The sequence below is a fragment of the Micromonospora halophytica genome, assembly GCF_900090245.1.
Lineage (GTDB): Bacteria > Actinomycetota > Actinomycetes > Mycobacteriales > Micromonosporaceae > Micromonospora > Micromonospora halophytica.
Genome location: NZ_FMDN01000004.1, coordinates 314718 through 337062, shown reverse-complemented (window position 1 = coordinate 337062; position 22345 = coordinate 314718). Strand labels below are relative to the sequence as shown.

The 22345-nt window shown below is 70.3% G+C and carries 17 protein-coding genes; 9 read left to right on the top strand and 8 right to left on the bottom strand.

Features of this window, described 5'->3' with window-relative positions:
* The first annotated feature begins 22 nt into the window (after window positions 1-22).
* A complete protein-coding gene (locus tag GA0070560_RS09070; RefSeq protein ID WP_091293743.1) occupies window positions 23-1219 on the top strand; it encodes a cytochrome P450 in 1197 nt (398 codons plus the stop codon).
* Window positions 1216-1410: a ferredoxin gene (locus GA0070560_RS09065; protein WP_091293646.1), complete on the top strand. Its 195-nt coding sequence runs from the start codon at window positions 1216-1218 to the stop codon at window positions 1408-1410. The genes GA0070560_RS09070 and GA0070560_RS09065 overlap by 4 nt, the downstream gene beginning before the upstream one ends.
* 188 nt (window positions 1411-1598) lie before the next feature.
* Here GA0070560_RS09065 and GA0070560_RS09060 read toward each other — a convergent pair whose 3' ends face one another.
* The 3 genes from GA0070560_RS09060 to GA0070560_RS09050 form a co-directional block, all read right to left on the bottom strand.
* On the bottom strand, window positions 1599-2222 hold the full coding sequence (locus GA0070560_RS09060) for a dTDP-4-dehydrorhamnose 3,5-epimerase family protein (RefSeq protein WP_091293741.1): 624 nt from the start codon (window positions 2220-2222) through the stop codon (window positions 1599-1601).
* 178 nt (window positions 2223-2400) lie between these two features.
* Window positions 2401-3624, bottom strand: a complete 1224-nt coding sequence (locus GA0070560_RS09055; RefSeq protein ID WP_091293643.1) for a phthiocerol/phthiodiolone dimycocerosyl transferase family protein — start codon at window positions 3622-3624, stop codon at window positions 2401-2403.
* Between the two features lie 312 nt (window positions 3625-3936).
* Window positions 3937-5103, bottom strand: coding sequence for a nucleotide disphospho-sugar-binding domain-containing protein (locus GA0070560_RS09050; protein WP_170839333.1), 1167 nt, complete (start codon window positions 5101-5103; stop codon window positions 3937-3939).
* Between the two features lie 319 nt (window positions 5104-5422).
* Here GA0070560_RS09050 and rfbH point away from each other — a divergent pair, with 319 nt between their 5' ends.
* A complete protein-coding gene (gene rfbH / locus GA0070560_RS09045; RefSeq protein WP_091293639.1) occupies window positions 5423-6730 on the top strand; it encodes a lipopolysaccharide biosynthesis protein RfbH in 1308 nt (435 codons plus the stop codon).
* 207 nt (window positions 6731-6937) lie between these two features.
* Here the strand turns inward: rfbH and GA0070560_RS09040 are convergent, their stop codons facing one another.
* Together GA0070560_RS09040 and GA0070560_RS09035 are read right to left on the bottom strand one after the other, a co-directional pair.
* The gene (locus tag GA0070560_RS09040) at window positions 6938-8254 is read right to left on the bottom strand and encodes an aminotransferase family protein (RefSeq protein ID WP_170839337.1); all 1317 of its coding nucleotides are present in this window, start codon (window positions 8252-8254) and stop codon (window positions 6938-6940) included.
* Window positions 8255-8434: 180 nt separating this feature from the next.
* Window positions 8435-9451: a Gfo/Idh/MocA family protein gene (locus tag GA0070560_RS09035; protein WP_091293634.1), complete on the bottom strand. Its 1017-nt coding sequence runs from the start codon at window positions 9449-9451 to the stop codon at window positions 8435-8437.
* Window positions 9452-9913: 462 nt separating this feature from the next.
* On the opposite strand from GA0070560_RS09035, the gene GA0070560_RS09030 reads away from it, so the two are divergent.
* Window positions 9914-11356: an NDP-hexose 2,3-dehydratase family protein gene (locus tag GA0070560_RS09030; RefSeq protein ID WP_170839332.1), complete on the top strand. Its 1443-nt coding sequence runs from the start codon at window positions 9914-9916 to the stop codon at window positions 11354-11356.
* A 99-nt stretch (window positions 11357-11455) separates the two neighbouring features.
* Here GA0070560_RS09030 and mhpA read toward each other — a convergent pair whose 3' ends face one another.
* Together mhpA and GA0070560_RS09020 are read right to left on the bottom strand one after the other, a co-directional pair.
* Window positions 11456-13048, bottom strand: coding sequence for a bifunctional 3-(3-hydroxy-phenyl)propionate/3-hydroxycinnamic acid hydroxylase MhpA (gene mhpA / locus GA0070560_RS09025; RefSeq protein ID WP_091293629.1), 1593 nt, complete (start codon window positions 13046-13048; stop codon window positions 11456-11458).
* A gap of 43 nt (window positions 13049-13091) precedes the next feature.
* Window positions 13092-13913, bottom strand: coding sequence for a thioesterase II family protein (locus tag GA0070560_RS09020; protein WP_091293627.1), 822 nt, complete (start codon window positions 13911-13913; stop codon window positions 13092-13094).
* Between the two features lie 907 nt (window positions 13914-14820).
* On the opposite strand from GA0070560_RS09020, the gene GA0070560_RS09015 reads away from it, so the two are divergent.
* Genes GA0070560_RS09015 through GA0070560_RS09000 form a run of 4 tightly spaced genes read left to right on the top strand, consistent with a single transcriptional unit; the run spans window position 14821 to window position 18479 of the window.
* Complete coding sequence (locus GA0070560_RS09015) at window positions 14821-15969, top strand: LuxR C-terminal-related transcriptional regulator (protein ID WP_091293625.1); 1149 nt, start codon at window positions 14821-14823, stop codon at window positions 15967-15969.
* A 32-nt stretch (window positions 15970-16001) separates the two neighbouring features.
* A complete protein-coding gene (locus tag GA0070560_RS09010; protein WP_091293622.1) occupies window positions 16002-16826 on the top strand; it encodes an SAM-dependent methyltransferase in 825 nt (274 codons plus the stop codon).
* Window positions 16827-16878: 52 nt separating this feature from the next.
* Window positions 16879-17571 (top strand): thiamine pyrophosphate-dependent enzyme, encoded by a 693-nt coding sequence (locus tag GA0070560_RS09005; RefSeq protein WP_091293620.1) that lies wholly within the window; start codon window positions 16879-16881, stop codon window positions 17569-17571.
* Entirely contained in the window at window positions 17568-18479 is a 912-nt protein-coding gene (locus GA0070560_RS09000; protein ID WP_091293617.1) for a transketolase family protein, read from the top strand. Before GA0070560_RS09005 ends, GA0070560_RS09000 begins: the two co-directional genes overlap by 4 nt.
* A gap of 156 nt (window positions 18480-18635) precedes the next feature.
* Here the strand turns inward: GA0070560_RS09000 and GA0070560_RS08995 are convergent, their stop codons facing one another.
* Entirely contained in the window at window positions 18636-19862 is a 1227-nt protein-coding gene (locus GA0070560_RS08995; RefSeq protein ID WP_211565780.1) for an acetyl-CoA hydrolase/transferase family protein, read from the bottom strand.
* Between the two features lie 238 nt (window positions 19863-20100).
* Here GA0070560_RS08995 and GA0070560_RS08990 point away from each other — a divergent pair, with 238 nt between their 5' ends.
* On the top strand, window positions 20101-22338 hold the full coding sequence (locus tag GA0070560_RS08990; RefSeq protein ID WP_245675431.1) for a heavy metal translocating P-type ATPase: 2238 nt from the start codon (window positions 20101-20103) through the stop codon (window positions 22336-22338).
* Window positions 22339-22345 lie beyond the last annotated feature (7 nt).

Genomic DNA, 22345 nt, shown 5'->3' with positions numbered 1-22345 from the left:
GGCGCCGCTTCCCCGAGAGCTCATGCAGCGCGACGATCCGTTCACGCTGCCGCCCGCCCTGGCCGAGCTGGCCGATCGGTCCCCGATCGGCAGGGCGAAGCTGCCGGACGGTGAGCCGTTCTGGTTGGTCACCGGGTACGAAGAGGCTCGGGCCGCCCTGTCGGATCCGCGTTTCTCGGCCGACCGGTTCCGCTACCACCCGAGGTTCCGGAACCTCCCGAAGGAACTCGGCGAGCAGCTGCGGGGCGACAAGGCCCGGGCCGGGTCGTTCATCAACATGGATCCGCCGGAGCACACCCGCTACCGCAAACTGCTCACCGGGCAGTTCACGGTGCGGAGAATTCGTGAGCTCGCCACCCGGATCGAACAGATCGTCACCGGCCGGTTGGACGCGATGCTGGCCGGGGGAAACAGTGCTGACCTGGTCTCCGAGTTCGCGGTTCCGGTGCCCTCCTTGATGATCTGCGAGCTGCTCGGCGTGCGCTACGCGGACCGCGAGGAGTTCCAGCAGCGTGCCGCGGCCCTGTTGCAGACGAACGTGTCGGTCGACGAAGCGGTGAAGAACGTCGAAGCCCAGCGCGCGTTCATGCAGCGGCTCGTGACGGACAAGCGGAAGAATCCCACCGACGACATCATCTCCGGTCTGGTCCACCAGGCGGGCGCCGATCCCGCCCTGACCGACGACGAGTTGGTCGGCATCGCCAACCTCCTGCTCTTCGCCGGTCTGGAGACCACCGCGAGCTCGCTGGGGCTGGGCATGTTCGTGCTGCTGCAGCGCCCCGAGCAGCTCGCCGTGCTGCGTGAGGAGCCGGCGCGGGTCGGTGACGCCGTCGAGGAGTTGCTGCGCTACCTGACCGTCGTCAGTACCGGGCTCTTCCGTTTCGCCAAGGAGGACCTGGAGTTCGGTGGGGAGCACATCCCGGCCGGCTCGACCGTGGTGATCTCCCTGCTGGCCGCGAACCGGGACGAGCGGCACTGGCCGGAGCCGGAGGCGCTGGACGTGACCCGGGTACGCAGCTCGCACCTGGCGTTCGGCCACGGCGTGCACCAGTGCCTCGGTCAACAGTTGGCTCGGATCGAGATGACGGTCGGCTACACCGAGCTGCTGCGTCGCCTGCCCAACGTCCGCCTCGCCGTGCCGCCCGAGGACGTTCCCCTGCGCAACGACATGATCACCTACGGCGTCCACGCGCTGCCGATCACCTGGGACGCGTCATGAGGGTGCGCGCCGACCGCGATGTCTGCATCGGTTCGGGCCTGTGCGCGCTGCGCCTGCCCGAGATGTTCGACCAGAGTGATGACGACGGCACGGTGGTGCTCCTGCGGCGCGATCCCGACCCCGACCAGGAGGCCGCCGTGCTCGACGTCGTCGAGGCATGCCCGTCCGGGGCGCTGCAGTTGGATCGCTGAGGTTCCGCACCGCCGCGGCCGGCCCACCGGACACGAGCTGTCGGGCGCGGCCCTGTGCACGGTCGGCGGGGTGGCCCACGACGGAGCCGGGGAGCGCGTCGCCCGCCGGCTGGACCGAACTGGGCGCCGCGGCTGTGGCGCACCCGCGACGAAGCCGAGGACAGTGCCTCCGCGTCGTCGCGGGATCGTCACCGACCTACGGCGGCGGCGATCGGTCCGTGGACGCCTCGAAGCGCCATGCACGAGTCGTAGCTCGGCAGCAGGCCCCGCTCGGCGGCCTCGCGGAGGGTCGGTGCGGCGGCGTCCCGGTCGGACAGGACGGGTGCGGCGGGCAGCCGGAGCGGCAGCCCGATCTCGGGGTCCAGCGGGTGCACGGTGATGACGTCCTGCGGCCGGTAGAGTTCGGAGAGTTGGTACTGGACACACGTGTCGTCATCCAGCGCGACGAAGGCGTGCCCGAGCCCCTCCTCCACGTAGAGTGAGGCGGCGTCGCGTCCGTTGAGGACGATCATGTCCCACTTCCCGAAGGTCGGCGAGCCCGTCCTGAGGTCGACGACGAAGTCGAGCATCGAACCCCGGACACACGTCACGAGTTTGGCCAGGCCCGGCGGGACGGCCGCCCCGTGAATGCCACGCAGGACGTTGGAGCGGGAGACCGAGTAGTTGGTCTGGACGATCTTCGGCGGCTGGTACCCGAGCACGTCGGTCAGCACGTCCTCGCGGTAGACCTCGAAGAACGCGCCACGTTCGTCGGTGAACGACCGTGAGGAGATGAGGAAGGCGCCACTGATGTCGAGCGGACGTACGGTCATGCTGCGGATGCTGAGGCCGGTGCTGCTCATGTCAGAGACGTCTCCCGTCCGAGGTTCGATGGGGGAGTGCCGCGGGCCGGTCGACCCGCGGGTCCTGGATGGTTCAGGCAGGGCGTGCCGCGGAAGGCCGGTGGTGGTCGCCCGGCGACACATCGGCGGGACACCACCTCGGCAGTCCTCACCGCAGCGTCAGCTCGCTCAACCGTTCGCGCAGGCGGTCGAGGCGTCTCGGCAGCTCCGCATCCCCTTCGGGCCAGGCCAGATCGATACCGATCCTGTCCTCGAAGGTGTTCACCACGTAGCCGCCCATGGCCGAGGTCTCTCTCATGCTGGACGCGGACCGGAAGCTCGTCAGCCGCAGATCGTCGGGCGTGCGCATCGGTGGCACCCGTCCCCAGTTCATCATGCTGACCACGGCGGGGGCGGTGCGCGGGTCCCACGGCTTCGCCCCCGGCGGCGGCTGGCTGACCAGGTCCAGCAGGCTGCGCTGGATCGAACCGTCGGCCAGGCCGGCCCGCAGCCGCTCGCCGATCGCCCGGCCGATCGTGACGGCGTCGGGTCGGAGGTCGTCGGTGGCCGTGAAGCCCACACCTCCGAGCACGTTCGTACCCTCGGTGGGGGCGACCGGAGGCGTCAGGTGGCTGCGCAGGTTCACCGTGAACCGGTACACGAGTTCGGTCACCGGCAGGTCACGAAGCTCGGCTTCGACGAGGAGCAGGACGCCCGCCAGCAGACCGTTGATCGTGACGCGCTCACGGTGACCGAGTTCCGCCAGGGCCGTACTCTGTGCTGCGGTCATGCGGTGCTGCACGACGTGCCGGGCAGGCCCGCGCGGTGCGGGCGCCGCCGGTTGACCCGTCGACGCCGGCGGCGGCGGGGTGCGGCCGGACCCGGGCGGGGCGCTCCGCACGCCCCGCTCGGCGAGCAGGTCTTCCAACGATCGCGGATACGGATGGCGGGGCAGGTCGAAGGGTGTGCCCTGGACCGCATCGGTGTAGCAGGACCACAGGTCGGCGAGCACCGCGATGGAATGGTCGGCGTCGGCGATGCTGTGATGGGTCAGCAGGCACACGCTCGCGTCGTCGCCGTCACGTACGACGTTGAGCGCGCTCAACGCCCGGTACTGATCCAGTTCCACGCCGGTCAACGGACGTTCGGGATCCCCGTCGCAGGTACGGACCTCCGGCCGGGCGTCGGATTCGGCGAAGAACGGTCCGTCATCGCCGGCGTCGAGCCGGGCCGAGAGCTGGGGATAGGCGCGGCACACGGCCGCATAGGCGGCTGCCAGGGCATCCAGGTCCAGCCGACCGGTGGCACGCACCACGTACCCTATGTAGGCCTCTCTGGCGACATGGATCTTCTCGGTGGGTGCCAGGGCACGCCAGGTCCCAGCTCGTGTCACGAATCGGCCTCCAGTCGGCGTGCGGGGTCCGGCAAGGTCGCGGACCGGCCCAGGTGAACGGTGATGTCAAGCCTGATCAGGTTGACCCACGCCGCTTTCCCGGGCCATCACCAACATCGGTAGTCCCGGTCGGTTGGTGATCACGGCACCGTCCGGTTCCGCCCGGCGTGTGGCCACCGGTCACGGCCAGGCCCGTCCCGCCGGCGGCATGAGCGCCGACGAGAAGCAGCGCGCACACGTCGATCCCGCAGTGCCGGGAAATGACGGTCACCGCGGGATCGACGGTCGACGCCAGCGCCGCCGCGCCGGCACTCAGTCGTGGCGTCCCCGGGGCGACTCGTGGACGAGCCACTCGACGCGACGGGCCACCTCGGACGGCAGTGGCAGGGCGGCGATCTCCGCCGCCAGCGTGCGTGCGGCCGCAGCGTACGCCGGGTTGGAGACGATCTCCTGGCAGCTCTTCGCGATGGTGTCGCTGGTGGCCTCCTCCGGCGAGAGCACGATTCCCGCGCCGGCCTCGACGATGCTGCGGGCCATCTCGTTCGCCCGGTACAGATTGGGGTCCGGAATCAGCACCTGGGGCACACCGGCGCTCAGGGCCGTCATCATGGTGCTGCCGCCCGACTGGTGCACGAGCACGTCGCAGGTGGGCGCGAGGACATCCAGCGGGACCCAGCCCGTCAGGACGTCGTCCCCCAGCCGCTCACGCAGGACGGGGACGACGTCCTCCGTCACCGGCACGACCACCTCGGCGTCCAGGGTGCTGACGTTCTCGACGATGGCCTGAAGGAAGTCGTACTGGTTGTAGGTCGCCACGCCCGTCCCGATCGTCACGCCGATCCGGGTGTCCTTGCCGCGCTTGTACATCCACGGCTGCAGGCAGCACTGGCTGTTGCCCGGGATCCACCGCATCATCTGCGCGGACGGGGCGTCCGGCGGACGCAGGCTCGGCGGCGTGATGTCGATCAGCATGTCCGGCTCGGGGAGGGTGTCCAGGCCCAGCTCCGCCAACTCCGGCTGGAGTTCCTCCGCCGCGCCGAGGTGCAGCAGCCGCGGATCGTGGATGTCCCACGCGTGGTTCACGTAGGGCACGCCGAGGCGCTTCGCCAGCAGCGGGGCGGCGTAGGAGGCCACGCCGCCGATGATGACGTCCGGGCGCCAGTCCTCGGTGAAGGCCCGCAGGGCGTCGAGGGTCACGGCCTCCAGTCGCGCGTACCAGTGGCCCGACTGCTGCTCGCGCGCGATCGGGTCCTCCGGTATCTGCAGCAGCCGGCTGTCGCGCGCGATGATCTCCCGCGGTGACAGCGCCGGGTCGGTGACCCGCACGGCGGGAAGCCCGACCCCCACGATGGTCTCGACCAGCTCGTCGAGCGAGGCGGTCATCATCACCTCATGTCCGGCGTTGCGCAGGGCCGTCCCGAGCGGGACGTGACTGAAAACCGTCGACGGTGCAATCCCGGCGAGAATTAGAACCCGCAAATCGTCCTCCCAGCGGTCATGACGTTCTCTTCAGAGCCACATTCGTCGCCCGCGCATCTGCAGGCTCGTAGCGGATCCAGCTTGCCGACACCATAGGCCGGGGCCATCACCAATGTGGGTAGTCCCGGTCCACGGCGTGGGACGGCCCTACCACGTTGAGGGATACCCGCTCGTGCTGGCACTCCTAGTCTCTTTCGGGAGAGCCTCAGGAAGGTACGGCGGGGATGCCCGGAGCCGGGATCGAGCGGGCGAACGACTGCCATTCCGGCTTCAGCGCAAGGCCCAGCCAGAGCCCGCAAGCGACCGTAGGGGATACGACATGGTCGACTCAGCCCGATCGCGCCTGCTGGAGCAGGTCCGCGGCTACCACGACGCCCAGGTTCCCGGGCCGACGCCGTTCGTCCCGGGGCAGACTCCGATCCTGTCGTCCGGGGCGGTGCTCGACGCCGACGACCGGGAGGCCCTGGTGGCCGCCGCGCTCGACATGCGGATCGCCTCCGGCAGTATCACCGCGAAGTTCGAGTCGTCCCTCGCCAGGACGCTCAAGCGGCGCAAGGCGGTGCTGACGAACTCCGGATCGTCGGCCAACCTGCTGGCGCTGAGCACGCTGACCTCGCATGAACTGGGCGACGAGCGGCTCAAGCCGGGCGACGAGGTCGTCACGGTCGCCGCCGGGTTTCCGACCACGGTGAACCCGATCCTGCAGAACGGCCTGGTGCCGGTGTTCGTCGACATCGAACTCGGCACGTACAACACCACGGCCGATCGGGTCGAGGAGGCGATCTCCCCGCGTACCCGCGCGATCATGATCGCGCACACGCTGGGCAACCCGTTCCCGGTCGCGGAGATCGCCGAGCTGGCCGAGCGGCACGGCCTCTTCCTCATCGAGGACAACTGCGACGCGGTGGGCTCGACCTACAACGGCAGGCTCACCGGCACCTTCGGTCGGTTCTCCACCATCTCCTTCTACCCGGCGCACCACCTGACCATGGGGGAGGGCGGCATGCTGCTCTCCTCGGACATCAAGCTGGCCAAGCTGGCGAAGTCGTTCCGCGACTGGGGCCGCGACTGCTGGTGTGAGCCCGGCGAGGACGACCGCTGCCTGAAGCGGTTCGAGCTCCAGCTCGGCACGCTCCCGGAGGGCTACGACCACAAGTACGTCTTCTCCGAGGTCGGCTACAACCTCAAGAGCACCGACATCCAGGCCGCACTCGGGCTGAGTCAGCTGGCCAAGCTGCCGGACTTCATCGAGGCGCGCAAGCGCAACTGGCGTCAGCTGCGGGAGGGCCTGGACGGACTGCCCGGCCTGCTGCTGCCGGAAGCGACGCCGGGCAGCGATCCGAGCTGGTTCGGCTTCATCATCACGGTTCTGCCGGACGCCGGCTTCGACGTCCCGGACATCGTCGGCTATCTGGAGGACCGCAAGATCCGCACCCGGCGGCTGTTCGCGGGCAACCTCACCCGTCACCCCGCCTACATCGGCCGGCCGCAGCGCATCGTCGGCTCGCTGGCCAACAGCGACCTGGTGACCGAGCGGACGTTCTGGATCGGCGTCTATCCGGGCATCACCACGGAAATGATCGAGTACGTCATCGGCACCCTCAAGGAGTTCGTCGCCTCGCACTGAGTGGGCGAACCTACCCGGCGCGCCGTCCGCGACAGCGGACGGCGCGCCTGTGTCGCGTACCCGACCGGGCAGACGGCGACCGGGTCACGGCGAGACCCTCCGCGAACCGTGCGGATCGTCTCGCCGTGACCCGGTCGCCGAAGCGGCACCTACCGGTGCTGCGCGGGCCGCTGGTCCGGCCGCGGCGCCGCCGCTGTCACCCGGGAGTCAGCTCACACGCTCGTTGAGCAGGACCAGCGACGCGCGCAGTTCCTGGCCGAGAAAGTCCAGGTCGGCGTCGGTGGCGTTCAGCGGGGGCGCCACCAGCAGGCCCTCCCCACTGCCGTCTCGGCGGAAACCGACGAACGGGTACAGCAGCAGGCCGTTGCTCCTGGTGATCTTCAGGGCGTCGCCGACAGTGCCCGCGGCCAGCTCGATGCCGTGGAAGTAGCCGAGGCCACGCACATCCTTCACCACCGGCAGATCCCGTGTCGCCTCGGCCACGAGCTGACCTACCGGCGCGCCGCGTACCTGGTCGCGGTCCAGGGCGCCGAGCTCGTCCAGCACGGACAACACCGCGAGCCCGACCCGTGCCTGCAGCGGAGTCGCCGACATCGTCCCCATGAGCGGCAGCCACCTGCCGCTGGACAGGATCGCCTCGGCCAGCTCCGGTGCGATCATCGTCGCGGCCAGTGGGACGACTCCGGCTCCGAGCCCCTTCGCCAGCGTCACGATGTGCGCTTGCGCGTCCGTCGTGTGATGCGAGGCCAGCGGGAGTCCGGTGCGGCCCAGGCCGGTGAGCACCTCGTCATGGATGACCAGGACACCGTACTCGTCGCAGATCGCCCGGACCGCCCGCAGGTATCCGGCCGGCGGGACGTATCCCCCTCCGGTCGTGCCGTTGACGGGTTCCATCAGCACCGCGGCGACGGTCTCCGGGCCGGCGTCGAGGATGGCCTGGCGCACGACCTGCGCGCACTCGACCCGGCAGGCGGGGAACGGGCAACCGAGGTGCTGACCGGGGTAGGGCGGGTCGAAGGCGGGCCCGATGCCGAAGCTGTCGTCCTCGTGCGGTCGTCGGGAGCGGTGGCCGGACAACGCGAGCACGAACGCACTGTTGCCGTGGTAGCCGAGCGACGCCGTCAGCACCTTGTGACGGCTCACCTCACCCCGTGACCGCTGCGCCAGTCTGGCCAACGCGATGGCGGCCTCGACGGCGTGCGTGCCGGTGGGGGTGAACATGACCCGGTCGTCCACCCTGTGCACGGCCCTCGCCGTGGCCGAGGCCAGCTGCTCCATGTGGCTGGCCACCAGCGATCCAGGACTGGCGTACGTGCAGATGCCCGCCTGGTCCCGCAGCGCCTCGACCACGGTGGGATGGGTGTGGCCGATGTTGACGTTGACGATTCCACTGGACGCGTCGAGGTAGCGCTGCCCGTCGGAGCCGAAGATCCAGGACCCCGAGGCGTGGGTGTAGGAGATCGGCGGAATCTGCAGCCGTGCGGCCAGCAACTGCGACGCCCCCGCGGCGTTCTTCACGGTCATGGTCACGACTGGGATCCCACTGGCGTATCGACACGACGGTCACGGACGTTCAATGGCTGCATACGACACTCCTGGGTGTTCGGGTGCGGACCGGTCCGGGCCCGGGAATGGGCTTTCCGGGCCCGGGAACAGCTGGGCGGCGCGGTCGTCTTCCCGTGTCACCGGTAGGCGCCGGCGCCTTCATGAGAACTCCCTGGTCCGGATGAGGTCCGCCCGCCCGGTGGGGTGATCGACGCAGAGCCTCGCCCTGGCACGGATGTCGTCGATGAGGGCCGCCTGCCGCAGGACGCCGCCGTCGTCGGGCGGACGCCCCGACCGGACAGCCGTCGCGAAGGCGTCCACCGAGTTCGCCACCTGGTCGTCGGGCGCCAGTCGGATCTCCTGGACACCCGACCTGCGCTCCAGGCGCACCACCGGGACGTGGTCGGAGGGTGGCGTGTAGGCGTGCTCGACGACGATGCGTCCCGTGCTGCCCCAGAGCTCGTAACCGGACCGGTAGAAATGGTCGAGGCCGAAGCTGACCTGCGCGGCCACGCCGCTGTCGGTGCACAGCAGGGCGTGCCCGGAGGAGTCGACCTGCTGGCCGTGACGGAAGGTCAGCATGGCCGAGAGGACGTTCAGGTCGCCGCCGAGAAAGGAGATCGCCGCGCGTACCGGATAGACCCCGGCGTCCATGAGCGCGCCGCCGCCGAGTTCGGCGCTGTGACGGAAATCGCCGAACGGGCGTCTCGGTACGCCGAACGAGGCGTAGAAGGCGCGCAGGTGGCCGATCGCGCCGTCTTCGAGCTGACTCCTCACCACCGCGTGCTGGCGGTGGTGGAGGAACATCACGTTCTCCATGAGCACCAGGCCCTGGGACCGGGCCGTGGCGGTCAGCTCGCGCGTCCGGGACACCCTGGTGGTCAGCGGCTTCTCGGCGAGCACGTGCTTGCGGGCGGACAGGGCGTCTTCGATCCAGGTGGCGTGCAGGGCGTTCGGCAGCGGGATGTAGACCGCCTCGACCTCGTCGAGTTGCAGCAGAGCCTCGTAGCCCTCGACCGCCTGGCAGCCGTAGGGCCGGGCGGCCTCCACGGCCCTGCCGAGGTCACGGCTGGCGATCGCCGCGATCTCGACCGTGGGAAGGGCCGCCATGGCGGGGAGCATCTTCCGACGGGCGATGCTCGCGCATCCCATGATCCCGATTCGCACGGGAGTCACCACGATCTCCTTCCCTGGTGTCGCGGCGGACCAGCAGCGGTCCGGGTGGGGACGTGGACAGCGGCCGTGCTTGACCCGCGAGGTGGGAACCGGGACCGGGCCGGCCGTCGGGTAAGCGTGTCCCGTCACCGGCCTGGTGCTTTCGGAGAGTAGGACAGGGGCGGCGTGGCGAACATCCCCTGACCTGATAGGGCGCCGTGCATGCACCGCTGACGCGCCATCAGAACGAGGGATGCCGGGCCGCTTGCGCCTCTCTATGGTCGGAGGAACCACGCAGGTCGTGTTCATCGAGGTGGTCAGGCGCACGCGGAGCTCGGCTCCTGCGTCGACTGCTCCGCCGCAGGACCGCGGAGAAGCCTCAGCGTCCGGGACCCTGACCCTGTGGGAGCGGCACCCCACCACCATCCACCGGTTCCCGGTCGGCGGACCACGGCGAGTACGCCCGACATCGAGGGGGATCACGTGATCGACAGCTTGAGCGCGACCCAGTTGGACACGCCGAACGGGCGGTACGGGCCGGCCGGCGCGCCGGCCGACAACGCGGTGATGTCCATGGCGGACTTCCACTCCTGGTTCAACGCACGGACCCGTGCGAACAGCTTCCAGGTGGATCGGATTCCGTTTGCCGAACTGTCCGGGTGGAACTTCGATCCCGACACGGGCAACCTCGTCCACGGGAGCGGACGGTTCTTCTCGATAGAGGGCCTGCGGGTCCGGACCGGCCGGCCGTGGGTGAGCGAGTGGGGCCAGCCGATCATCGTGCAGCCGGAGATCGGCGTGCTGGGCATCCTCGTCAAGCGGTTCGACGGTGTCCTGCACTGCCTGATGCAGGCCAAGATGGAGCCGGGCAACATCAACGGCCTGCAGATCTCACCGACCGTGCAGGCCACCCGCAGCAACTACATGCAGGTCCACGGCGGTGCGGGCACCAAGTACCTGGAGTACTTCCGGGCGGACACCCGCGGCAGGGTGCTGTTCGATGGGCTGCAGTCCGAGCAGGGGTCGTGGTTCCTGCACAAGCGCAACCGCAACATCGTCGTCGAGACCGAGGACGACGTACCGCTCGACGAGGACTTCTGCTGGCTCACCCTCGGTCAGATCCATCGCCTGCTGCTGCTCGACCACATGGTGAACATGGACTCCCGGACGGTCCTGTCGTGCATCCCGTCGGCGCTGACCGATTCCCGCGAGCAGGACACCGGCGACGACTCGTTCACCCACGCGGTCCGGTGTTCGTTGTCCGGTGACGGCAGGGCCGTGCACGACTCCGGGAGGATCCTCAGCTGGCTCACCGAGGTGCGGGCCCGGCGGGAGCTGGTGCAGCGCCGGGTGCCGCTCAAGCACCTCACCGAGGACGGTTGGCGCCTCGGCCCCGACGTGATCGACCACCGGGACGGCAAGTACTTCGACGTCATCGCGGTGGCCGTACAGGCCAGCAACCGCGAGGTCACCGCGTGGACCCAGCCGCTGGTGGCGCCCAAGCAGCCCGGTCTGCTCGCGTTGCTGGTCAAGCGGATCGACGGCACGTTGCACGCGCTGGTCCAGGCCCGCAGTGACGCCGGCATGCTGAACATCGCCGAGTTGACCGCCACCGTGCACTGCCAGCCGGACAACTACGCCGACGTGCCGGCGGAGCACCGCCCCCCCTACCTCGACTACGCGCTGGCGGCGCCGGCGTACCGCGTCCGGCTGGACGTCCTGCACTCCGAGGAGGGCGGTCGGTTCCACCACGCGCAGAACCGGTATCTGGTGATCGAGGTCGAGGACGACATCGCCGATCCTGACGACCGGTTCCTGTGGACCACGCTGCACCAGCTCACGTCGCTGCTGCCGCACAGCAACTACCTGACGGTGGAACTACGCAGCCTCATGGCCAGCATGCGAAGCCTGACCCAGCGTTTGTGAGAGACCCGGGGCCCGGAACCGGTCCTCCTCTTCACCCACCGCCGGATCGAACGGTCACCGGGTGCCGCTCGTGCCCTCATCTCCCCGGTCGGTGCCGCGTCAACCGGTCGGCCGCAGCGTACCGGCCGGCACCGGGGCTCGTAGCTGGTTCCGCAGGTCGTCGACCAGGTCCCTGGTGGCCTCCGGGCCGCTCGCCGCACCGAAGACGTGGTAGTCGGGACGGACGAGCAGACAGCTCGCCCGAAACTGCCCGAGGTACCGGCCGTAGACGCCGTCGACGTCCACCACGCCGTGCCCTGAGGACTCTCCGGGTGGTAGCAGCCGGACGACGTGTGTGCCGAGGTCGGCAAGGAAGGAGATCCGGTCCTCGTCGAGTGCGGCGTGGGGATCCTCGGTGGTCAGCAGGACGAAACCCCGGCCGACGACGTCGTCGAAGAGCCCGGTGACGCCGCCCGACGTCACGCGTGCCTGCGGTACGACCGCACCCGCCGGTGCCTCGGCCGCGTCCGCTCCGGGCCGCCGGTGCAGCAGCCCCACCGAGAGCGGCTTCGCCGGTTCCGGGCGGGTGGCCGGCTGCCCGCGGCGATTGGCCAGTACCGTCGCGTCCCGTTCGGCGGCGGCGGCCGGATCGGTCACGCAGATCACCCGACCCAGCTGGACCGACGCCAGGATCGCCGCCTTGGCCTGCGCGCGGCGCTCCTCGGTGTAGGAGTTCAGGAGGGACTCCCCGCCCAGGCTGCGGAGGGTGAGGTCGAGCTTCCAGGCCAGGTTGGCGACGTCGCGGATGCCGGAGCACATGCCCTGCCCGGCGAAGGGGGGCATGAGGTGGGCGGCGTCGCCGGCCAGCAGGACGTGGCCCACCCGCCACTGCTCGGCCCACCTGGCCTGGAAGATGTACGTCGTGCTGCGAAGCAGGGTGGCGGTGTCGGGGTTGACGCCGAACGGCGCCAGCAGGCGCCACGCCGTCTCGTCCTTGTTCAGCTCGGCCGTGCTCTCGCCGGGCAGGCGCATGAACTCCCAGCGTCGTCGCCCGGGACCGCTGCCCACCTGTGTCGTGGGCCGGGCCGGGTCGCAGATCTGCACGTTCGTGGGGACGAACTCGCGCGGCTCGCGGAGTTCGACGTCGCAGAGCAGCCACTCGTAGGAGAACCCGAGGTCGGTGACGGAGACGTCGAGGTGGTTGCGGACGAAGCTGTTGGCGCCGTCGCATCCCACGACCCACCGTGCGGATAGCGCCCGCGTCCCGCCTTCGCCGTCGGCGGCGAGCACTTCCACCAGTTGGTTGCTCTCGGTGATGCCCACGACCTCGTGTCCGCGCAGCACCGTGATGCCGGGGAGCGAGGTCGCCCTGGCGGCGATGAGTTCCTCGAGGGCCGGCTGGTGCATCGTGTTCGCGTCCGGCCAGCCGTACGGGCCGTCCGTGGTGAACGCGATGTCCAGCAGCGTCTCACCGGCGGCGGTGCGCCACTGGTACCCGTTGGCCGGAGCCGTGATCCGGCCGAGGTCCGGACCGATCCCGGTGGCGGCCAGCAGGCGGGCGGTCTCACCGTCGAAGCTGGTCGCCCGGGGAAGCCGGTACGGCCGGGGACGGCGTTCGAGCACAGTCACCCGCCAGCCCCGTTGGGCCAGCAGGACCGACAGGGTGGCACCGATCGGCCCGTTGCCGACGATGACGACGTCCGCGTCCGTCACGGAAACCTCACAGGTCGACGCTGGGTAGGGCTGAAGGAGAGACTCACCGCGTGGTGCCGGTCGGTTGGGGGGTCACCGTCGCTCGTCGGGTCCGTGGCTCGCCGGTCGGTGTCGCGTCCATCAGGTGCTGCCGTACCGTCGCGATCACCTCGGCGCTCCGGTCGACGAGGAAGAAGTGGCCCCCCGGGAGAACCTTGAGGTCCGTCGGCCCGGTGGTGTGCTCCTCCCAGGCGCGGGCCTCGTCGATGGACACCCGGGGGTCGCTGGCGCCGGTGAAGACGGTGACGGGGCAGTCGAGTCGCCGGTCGGGGTCGTGGCGGTACGTCTCGATGGCGTGGTAGTCGCTGCGGATGGCCGGCAGGATCATCTCCAGCACCTCCGGGTCGGCCAGCATGGCCGGTTGGGTGCCGCTCAGGGCCCGCAGCTCGGACACGATCCGGTCGTCCGACAGGTGGTGCACCCGTTCGTCCCGGTAGCGGGACGGGGCTCGCCGACCGGAGACGAAGAGGTGCGCCGGTGACGGCAGTCCGGCGTGCTGCCTCCGCAGCGCCACCTCGTAACCGAGGACCGCGCCCATGCTGTGCCCGAACAGTGCCAGGGGACGGTCGTCAAGGTCGCGCAGCGCGTCGAAGATGTGGTCCGCCAGGTCCGCGATGTTGTCGACCGCGGGTTCGTGGCGCCGGTCCTGGCGGCCCGGGTACTGCACCGCCAGTACCTCCACCTCCGGAGCGAGCGCCTTGGACACCGGGTGGAAGAAGCTCGCCGAGCCCCCGGCGTGGGCCAGGCACACCAGACGGGCCGCGCAATCCGGTGCCGGATGGAATCGGCGCACCCACTTCTCGATGTGCTCCGCTGATTCAGGCACAGCCAGAATTCCTTTCCGGGGTCGGGAACCGGGCCCGGGTAGGGCACTTCCGGCGCCTGGCGCGTCTGCGCGTACCAGCCGGTCGGGTCGGCGACCGCGTCGGGTGCGAACAGGTCGACCGCTCCTCGCCGACGACGGTCATGTGCCAATTCCTTCCGTTGCGGCAAGCCCGCGTTCGGCTTGCCGGAGACGGACGTGCGCGGTCCTGGGGAGCCGTGACCGGCCCGGTGCTTCGGAGAGTAGGACGGAGGTGGCGCTGCGGGCATCCCTCGACCTGATAGGGCGCTGTGCGACAGCACGTCGGCCGCCGTCAGAAATGCGCGGGTAAAGACCAATGTCGCGGCGACGACGCCCAGGTCGCCGCGGACGCCGCCGGCCGCCCGGCGTGGCTGTCACCCACGCTGCGCCGCGTGTTCCGCTGCGACGTGGCGGGCAGCGAAATTCCTGGCAGGCGCTCTTCGATCTTGGTCGATGACCGTATTGTCGCGGGCGCTTCCCCCTTGCCCACACCTGTTCCCGAGCGTTGGCAACCGTGCTGAGCAAGCGGGCGATCATAGAAATCCCCCTATGTGATGTCAACTGGCATGTTGCAGTTCTCACAGATCCGCAAGTGTACAAAGCTGCTACCAGCAAAAACGTCCATCGTGAAGAAATTTGCAAAGTTCACTGGACGCGGAGTCGCGCCGGTAGTATCGTCGGTGACGGGTTGACTACTATAGGTAATTGCTGGCACGGCAATTGTCTGGGAATTTCTGGGGGATTCTTGACGTCTTTGTTGACCCGGGTGCCATTTCCGCAACACCCGTTCGTCGAATGCGCGGATGATTTTGTTTCGACCTCATGCGACACTGGCCAACTTTTCCGCCGCTCCGCTTTGTCGTGGTACAGCGGACGGCTCGACGCCGGATTGCAGTACGCAACCGCGGCGGTCGGGATCAGGTGCAAGGAGCGCCATGATTTCTGCGAACTGACGCCTTTTTGGCACGTCGCCCTGCTGACCAAGGCCAGGGATCTCGAGGCCGCCTGGCGGGCGATCAACTCGCTCGATACGGGCAGTGGCGAATCCGAGTCACGGTCCCGTGCGGCGACGGCGCTCATCATCCGGGGCGAGTTGCTGTTCACCATGGGTCGGGTCGACGAGGGTCTCGCCGAGGTGAGCGCGGGGCTGCGGATCGCGGAGTGTTGTGACGCCCGGTCGTTGCTGCCCACCGGCTATGTCGTGATGGCGCTCGCCGCGCTGCGTCGGGCGGACATGAGAACCTGCCTGCAGTACGTGGACAAGCTGACGGGTGAAGCCCTGCTGGGCTACTTCGGGCAGGCTGCGGGGGCGTGGGTGACCGCCCAGGCGGCGGAGGCCCGTGGTGGGGTCGACAGGGCGGCCGGTCTCATTGCGGGAATCGTCACCAACCAGCTCGTTCTTCGTCAGCTCCTGGTCTCGGGGCCGGCGGCGGCTTCGTGGCTGGTGCGCGCCGCCCGCAAGTTGGGCGCCCACGACCTCGCGGCCGCAACGGTGACGGCGGCCTCCGCCGCGTCGGCCGAGCAGCCGGGGTTCAGCGTCATGCGCGGGGCGGCGCTGCATGCCGCCGGACTCCTGGAAGATGATCCCGGCAAGTTGACAGAGGCGGCTAACATTTACCCCGATCGATGGTGTGGGGCGTCTGCGCGTGAGGATCTGGCTGGATTGTTGGCCAAGCGAAGGTCCGAACGGAAGAACGCAATTCGCATCTACGAATCGGCCCTGTGCGCCTACACCGCGGTCGGCGCCGCGCGTGATGCCTCCCGCGTCGCGAACAAACTCCGCGAATTCGGCGTGCGCCGCGGCGTGATCCGGGCCGCGGAACGTGAAGGTGAGTTGCCACACGGGCTCACCAACACGGAATTCGCGGTCGCGGAGCTGGTGAGTCAGGGTCATACCAACAATGAGGTCGGCAGGCAGCTGTTCATCTCTCGACACACGGTGGCCTTCCACCTCAAGAAGGTGTACCAGAAGATGAGCCTCGCCTCGCGGGTCGAATTGGCGGCCAGTTGGAACTCGGCGGAATGGCGGCACGAGTGAGGGGCACGACAAATGACGATGAAAGGACTGTGGTGAATAAACCGACGCCGAAGGAGATCGGCCACGGCTACGACGCCTTCGCGGATCTGCTCGACCAGCTCTGGGGCGAAAACCTGCACCACGGCTATTGGGACGACCCATCCGACGAAGTGTCGGTGGAAGACGCGGCCAATCGGCTGACCGACAAGCTGGCCGGGCTGCTGACCATCGAACCCGGCGATCGTCTGCTCGATCTCGGTTGTGGCATCGGCGCGCCGGCCATCAGGCTCGCCACGACGTATCAGATCGAGGCCGTCGGCGTCTCGATCAGTGGGCGACAGGTGGAGCGGGCGATCGAGCGCGTCGCGTCCGCCGGGTTGGCCGACCGCTTGTCATTCCAGTTGGCCGATGCGATGGACCTGCCGTTCCCCGACGAGTCGTTCGACATCGTCTGGGCGCTGGAGTCCCTGCATCACATGCCGGATCGCGCTCACGTTCTCCGCCAGGCGGCCAGGGTGCTGCGACCCGGGGGGCGGCTGGCGGTAGCTGACTTCATGCTTCTCCCGGACGCCGGCGGGTACGAAGCGGGTGCCGCCCGTGTCAACCAGGCCAGCAAGGGTGTCCTGTCGGTCGTCGGACTTGACGAGTACCAGTCCATGCTCCGCGCGGCCGGGCTCGTCCCCGGGGCGGCCGAGGACGTCAGCAAGCACACCCGGCCGTCATGGCGCAGGGCGGCGGAGCGCTTCGCGGCCCTGCGCGAACAGGCGCTGCCGCACATCGGGGCGGAGCAGTTCGATCTCACTCTCTCGAGGTTCCGCGCATTCAGCGAGGAACCGGCGTTGGGATATGCCCTCCTGACTGCCCACAAGCCCGCCTGATCGCCCAGGGCGCGGCGCTCTTCCCCATCATCGACACGTTGCAGGTGGAGTCATGCAGACGACAGAAGAGACATTACGAAGCCTTTTCGGCAGGATGGTCGGAGACGAGAAGCACGGGTGGGCCGCAGCGTCGACGCTGAACGCCATCTGGACCCTCTACGACCGTGTGCTGGACATCTCGCCGGCGAACATCGACGACCCTGACCGGGACAGGTTCTTCCTGTCCAAGGGCCACGGACCGATGGCCTACTACGCGATGCTCGCCGCGAAGGGGTTCATCGCCCCGGAGACCCTCGACACCTGGACGCAGCTCGGCTCGCCGCTCGGTCTCCACCCCGACCGAAAGCTGATACCCGGCGTGGAGATCAGCAGCGGCTCGCTCGGCCACGGGCTGCCGCTCGGTGTGGGAGCGGCACTCGGGCTGCGTGCCGAGGGCCGGCGCGCTCGCGTCGTGGTGCTGATCGGCGACGGCGAGCTCGACGAGGGCAGCAACCACGAGGCCATCGCGATCGCCGGTCGGTTCGCGCTCGACCGCGTCACCGTGATCGTGATCGACAACCGTTCGGCGAGCCTTGGCTGGCCGGACGGCATCGCCAGGCGCTTCGAGGTGGAGGGCTGGCGTGCCACCACGGTGGACGGACGCGACAACGACGAGCTGTACCGAGCGTTGACTCAGGAACCCGACGGACGGCCGCACGCCGTGGTCGCGGAGATTCGCCAGGCCCGGGAAGGGAGCGCGGCATGAGCACCCAGGTGGACAGGAAGATGATGCGGTCCGTCTTCGTCGACACGGTGATCGAGTCGCTGGCCACCCATCCCAAGCTGGTCCTGCTGACCGCCGACATCTCGTCGTGGTCGTTCGACGAGGCGCGGGCCACGTACCCGGACCGGGTGATCAACGTCGGGATCCGTGAGCAGGCGATGATCGGGATCGCGGGTGGCCTGGCGCTGAACGGCTTCCGGCCGGTGGTGCACACCTACACGCCGTTCCTGGTCGAACGGCCCTTCGAACAGATCAAGCTCGACCTCGGACACCAGGACGTCGGCGCCGTGCTGGTCAGCATCGGCGGCTCGTACGACGACCTGGCACGGGGGCGGACCCATCAGGCACCCGGCGACGTCGCGCTGTTCGACACGGTGCCCGGCTGGACCGTGCACGTACCAGGGCACGAGGACGAGGCCGAGAAGCTGATGCGGGACGCGCTCTCCAGCACCGAACGGGTCTACCTGCGGCTCTCCGACAAGGCGAACCGCGAGGCGGCGCCGGTCCTCGACGGCTTCAGCGTGCTGCGCCGAGGCAGCGCCGGCGTGGTCGTCGCGGTCGGTCCGGTCCTGGACGACGTGCTCGCCGCGACGTCCACGGCGGATGTGACGGTGCTGTACGCCGCCACGATCCGGCCGTTCGACCACGCCGGTCTGCGCGCCGCGGTGGCCGAGGCCCGGCCGAACGTGGTGGTGGTCGAGCCGTACCTGCGGGGGACCTCGGCGCACGAGGTGGCCGAGGCGCTCGGCGACGTGCCGCACCGGCTGCGGTCGCACGGGGTACGGCGGGATGAGGAGGTGCGTGCCTACGGCACGGCTGCCGACCACGACCGGCTGCACGGCCTGGACGTCGCGAGCCTCGCTGAGTCGATCAGCGACTTCGTCCGCTAGGTGTTCTGCGTTACACCAGGGACGGTGTGTGACGGACGTGGGTCGTGCCGGTCGAGACTGAGCCGGCACGACCCGGTGCGGCCCCGGCGGGGGCGATGATGGTGGGCCGTTCACCCCGGCGTGGCTGGCCGTCCGACGACGGGCCGAGGTGGCCGGTCAGCGCAACGGCAGCCCCATCCGCCGGCCGGCCTCGCGCAACCCGTCCCGCGCGTCCGGGTGGGCGGCGTGGTCGACCAGCTGCTGCGCCTGCGCGACGGAGTCCAGACCCCACACCGCCGCGCACCCCTGCTCGGTGACGATCGCGCTGTGCTGGAACGACGTCACCGGCCCGGAGAGCAGCGGGACCACGGTGGACACGTCGGCCTTGGGGTGCCAGGACCGCAGCGCGACGATGGCCTGCCCGCCCTCGGAGTGCAGCGCGCCGACGATGAAGTCGGTCTGCCCGCCGAAGCCGGAGTAGACCCGGGTGCCGATCCGGCTGGCGTTGGCCTGGGCGAACAGGTCCACCTCCAGCGCGCTGTTCACCGACACCAGGCGCGGGTTGCGGGCGATCCGGCCCGGGTCGTTGGTCTGCTCGGTGCGCAGCATCCGTACCCGTGGGTTGCCGTCGACCCAGTCGTACAGTTCGTCGGAGCCGAAGCAGAAGGAGGCGGTGACCGGGGCGTCCGGGTCCAGCGCGCCGGCCTTCTCCAGGGCCAGCACCCCGTCGCTGAACATCTCCGACCAGATCCGCAGCCCTCGCCGGTCGGTCAGCGCCAGCAGGGTCGCGTCGGGGATGCCGCCGATGCCGAGTTGGAGCGTGGCCCGCTCGGGCACGAGGGCGGCCACCCGGGCGCCGATGGCGGCGCTGACCGGGTCGTGGTCGGCGGCGGCGGGCACCGGCAGCGGCTCGTCGACCTCCACCACCAGGTCGACCGCGTCCAGGGGCAGCACCGCGTCGCCGTACGTCACCGGCATCTGCCGGTTGGCCTGCGCGACCACCAGGGCGCCGCGGGCGCGCGCCGCCTCGATCGCCGCCGGCAGGATGTTGACCTCGACGCCGAGGCTGAGGGTGCCGCCGCGCGGCACCGTGGTGTGCAGCAGCACCACGTCGGGCGCCAGCCGGTCGCGCAGCAGCGCCGGCACCAGCGACAGCCGGCTCGGCAGGTACGACAGGCGGGGGTGCCCGCGCATGCCGGCGCCGACGAAGGAGGTCTCGTAGTCGACGCCGTCCCGGTCGGGGATGCCGTGCGGGGCGTTGAGCATGTACAGCCGGTACCGCTCGACGGTGGCGTCCAGCACCTTCAGGATCCACGTCGGCGCGGCGTGGTTGCCGCCGGCCACCACCCGTGGCCGGTCGGGCAGCCGCCCGAACGCCGCCGCCAACTCTGCTTCCGACACCACGCGCATGACACTCCGCCCGTCGTTCCTCGTGTTCCGACGGGAGCATCTCGCCGGGGAGGTCCCGTCGGACAGGGCCGGAGGTCCGTGAGCCGGCTCACCGGGGAGCGCCCTGCCGGTGGGTCGGCCCTGACGGCGCGCAGGTCGCGGGCTGCGGGCCCCGGGTCGGAGGCGGGTACCCCCAGGGGGTACTTGCGGCATACCCCTAGGGGGTATAGCGTCGGGTCCGGAGGTGGACGGCATGACAGACGAGCGCACGACTCACCCGCACGGAGCCCACGAGAGGCCCGGCCCGGCCGTGGCCGCGCCGCCGCACGACGCGCACGCCCCCGGATCCCACCCGTCCGACGGGCACCACGGACCCGGCGCGGCGTCCCACGCCGGAACCGGCGGCCACGGCCACGCGGACGGGCACGGCCGCCCCGGCGACCACGGCCACGTCGGACACCACGGCCACGCCGGCGGCCACGGGCACGACAAGCATGCCGGGCACGACCCCGAGCAGTTCCGCCGCAAGTTCTGGCTGAGCCTGGCCCTGACCCTGCCGATCGTGGCGACCAGCCACATGGTCATGCGGTGGTTCGGCTACACCCTCGACTTCCCCGGCATCTCCTGGGTCGGCCCGGTCCTCGGCACGGTGGTCTTCGGCTACGGCGGCTGGCCCTTCCTGGCCGGCGGCGTCCGCGAGGTCCGTGACCGGGCCCCGGGCATGATGCTGCTGATCTCGATGGCGATCACGGTCGCCTACGTCGCCTCGCTGGCGACCAGCCTCGGCGCGTTCGACCTGGACTTCTGGTGGGAGCTGGCCGCCCTGGTCACCATCATGCTGTTGGGCCACTGGCAGGAGATGAAGGCGATCGGCCAGGCCCAGGGGGCGCTGGCCGCGCTGGCCGCCCTGCTCCCCGACGACGCCGAGCGGGTCGAGCCGGACGGCGCGGTGCGCCCGGTGCCGGTGGCCGAGCTGGGGATCGGCGACGTGGTCCTGGTCCGCTCCGGCGGCCGGGTCCCCGCCGACGGCCGGATCGTGGCGGGCACCGCCGAACTGGACGAGTCGATGATCACGGGCGAGTCCCGCCCGGTGCCGCGGGGCGTGGGGGACCGGGTGGTCGCCGGCACCGTCGCCACCGACTCGGGGCTGCGGATCGAGGTCGACGCCGTCGGCGAGGACACCGCGCTGGCCGGGATCGGCCGGCTCGTCGCGCAGGCGCAGGCGTCCAGCGGCCGGGCCCAGGTGCTCGCCGACCGGTTCGCCGCGATGCTCTTCTACGTCGCGACCGTCGCGGCGCTGGTCACCTTCGTCGGCTGGTGGGCGTTCGGCGACGTCGACCAGGCGGTGATTCGTACCGTGACGGTGCTGGTGATCGCCTGCCCGCACGCCCTCGGGCTGGCCATCCCGCTGGTGATCGCGCTCTCCACCGCGGTGTCGGCCCGGGCCGGCATCCTGGTCAAGGACCGGCTGGCCCTGGAGCGGATGCGCACCGTCGACGCCGTCCTGTTCGACAAGACCGGCACCCTGACCATGGGCGCGCACACCGTCACCGCAGTCCTCGGGGCCGGCGGCCTCGACGAGGACGACGCGCTGCGGATCGCCGCCGCGGTGGAGGCCGACAGCGAACATCCGCTGGCCCGGGCGATCGTCACCGCCGCCGAGGCGCGTGGCCCCGTCCCGGCCGCCCGCGACTTCCGCTCGATGACCGGGCGCGGCGTCCGCGCCGTGGTGCGGGGCGAGGCGTACGCCGTCGGCGGCCCGGCGCTGCTGCGTGAACTCGACGTGAGCGTGCCGCAGTCCCTGGTCGCGGCGACCGAGGGATGGTCCCGTCGGGGCGCGGCGGTGCTGCACCTGCTCCGGCTGCCACCGGCCGGCCGGCCGACGGCGGTCGGCGCGTTCGCCCTGGCGGACCAGGTACGCCCCGAGGCCCGCGCGGCGATCGCCGAGCTGCGCGGACAAGGGGTACGGAAGATCGTCATGATCACCGGTGACGCCCGGCCGGTCGCCGAGGCGGTCGCCGCCGACCTGGACTTCCGCCCCGGGGTGGACGAGGTCTTCGCCGAGGTGCTGCCCGCCGACAAGGACCGGGCGGTGGCCGACCTGCAGGCCCGAGGGCTGACCGTGGCGATGGTCGGCGACGGCGTCAACGACGCGCCCGCCCTGGCCCGCGCCGACGTCGGGGTGGCCATCGGCGCCGGCACCGACGTGGCGATCGAGTCCGCCGGGGTGGTGCTCGCCTCCTCCGACCCGCGCGGCGTCACCGGTGTGATCCGGCTGTCCCGGGCGTCGTACCGGAAAATGGTCCAGAACCTGGCCTGGGCCGCCGGGTACAACGTGGTGGCGATCCCGCTCGCGGCCGGGGCGCTCGCCTGGGCCGGCGTCGCGCTCAGCCCCGCCGTCGGGGCGGTGCTGATGTCCGCCTCCACGATCGTGGTGGCGCTCAACGCGCAGCTGCTGCGCCGGGTCCGGCTCACCCCCGGGCGGCGCTGAGGTCGGC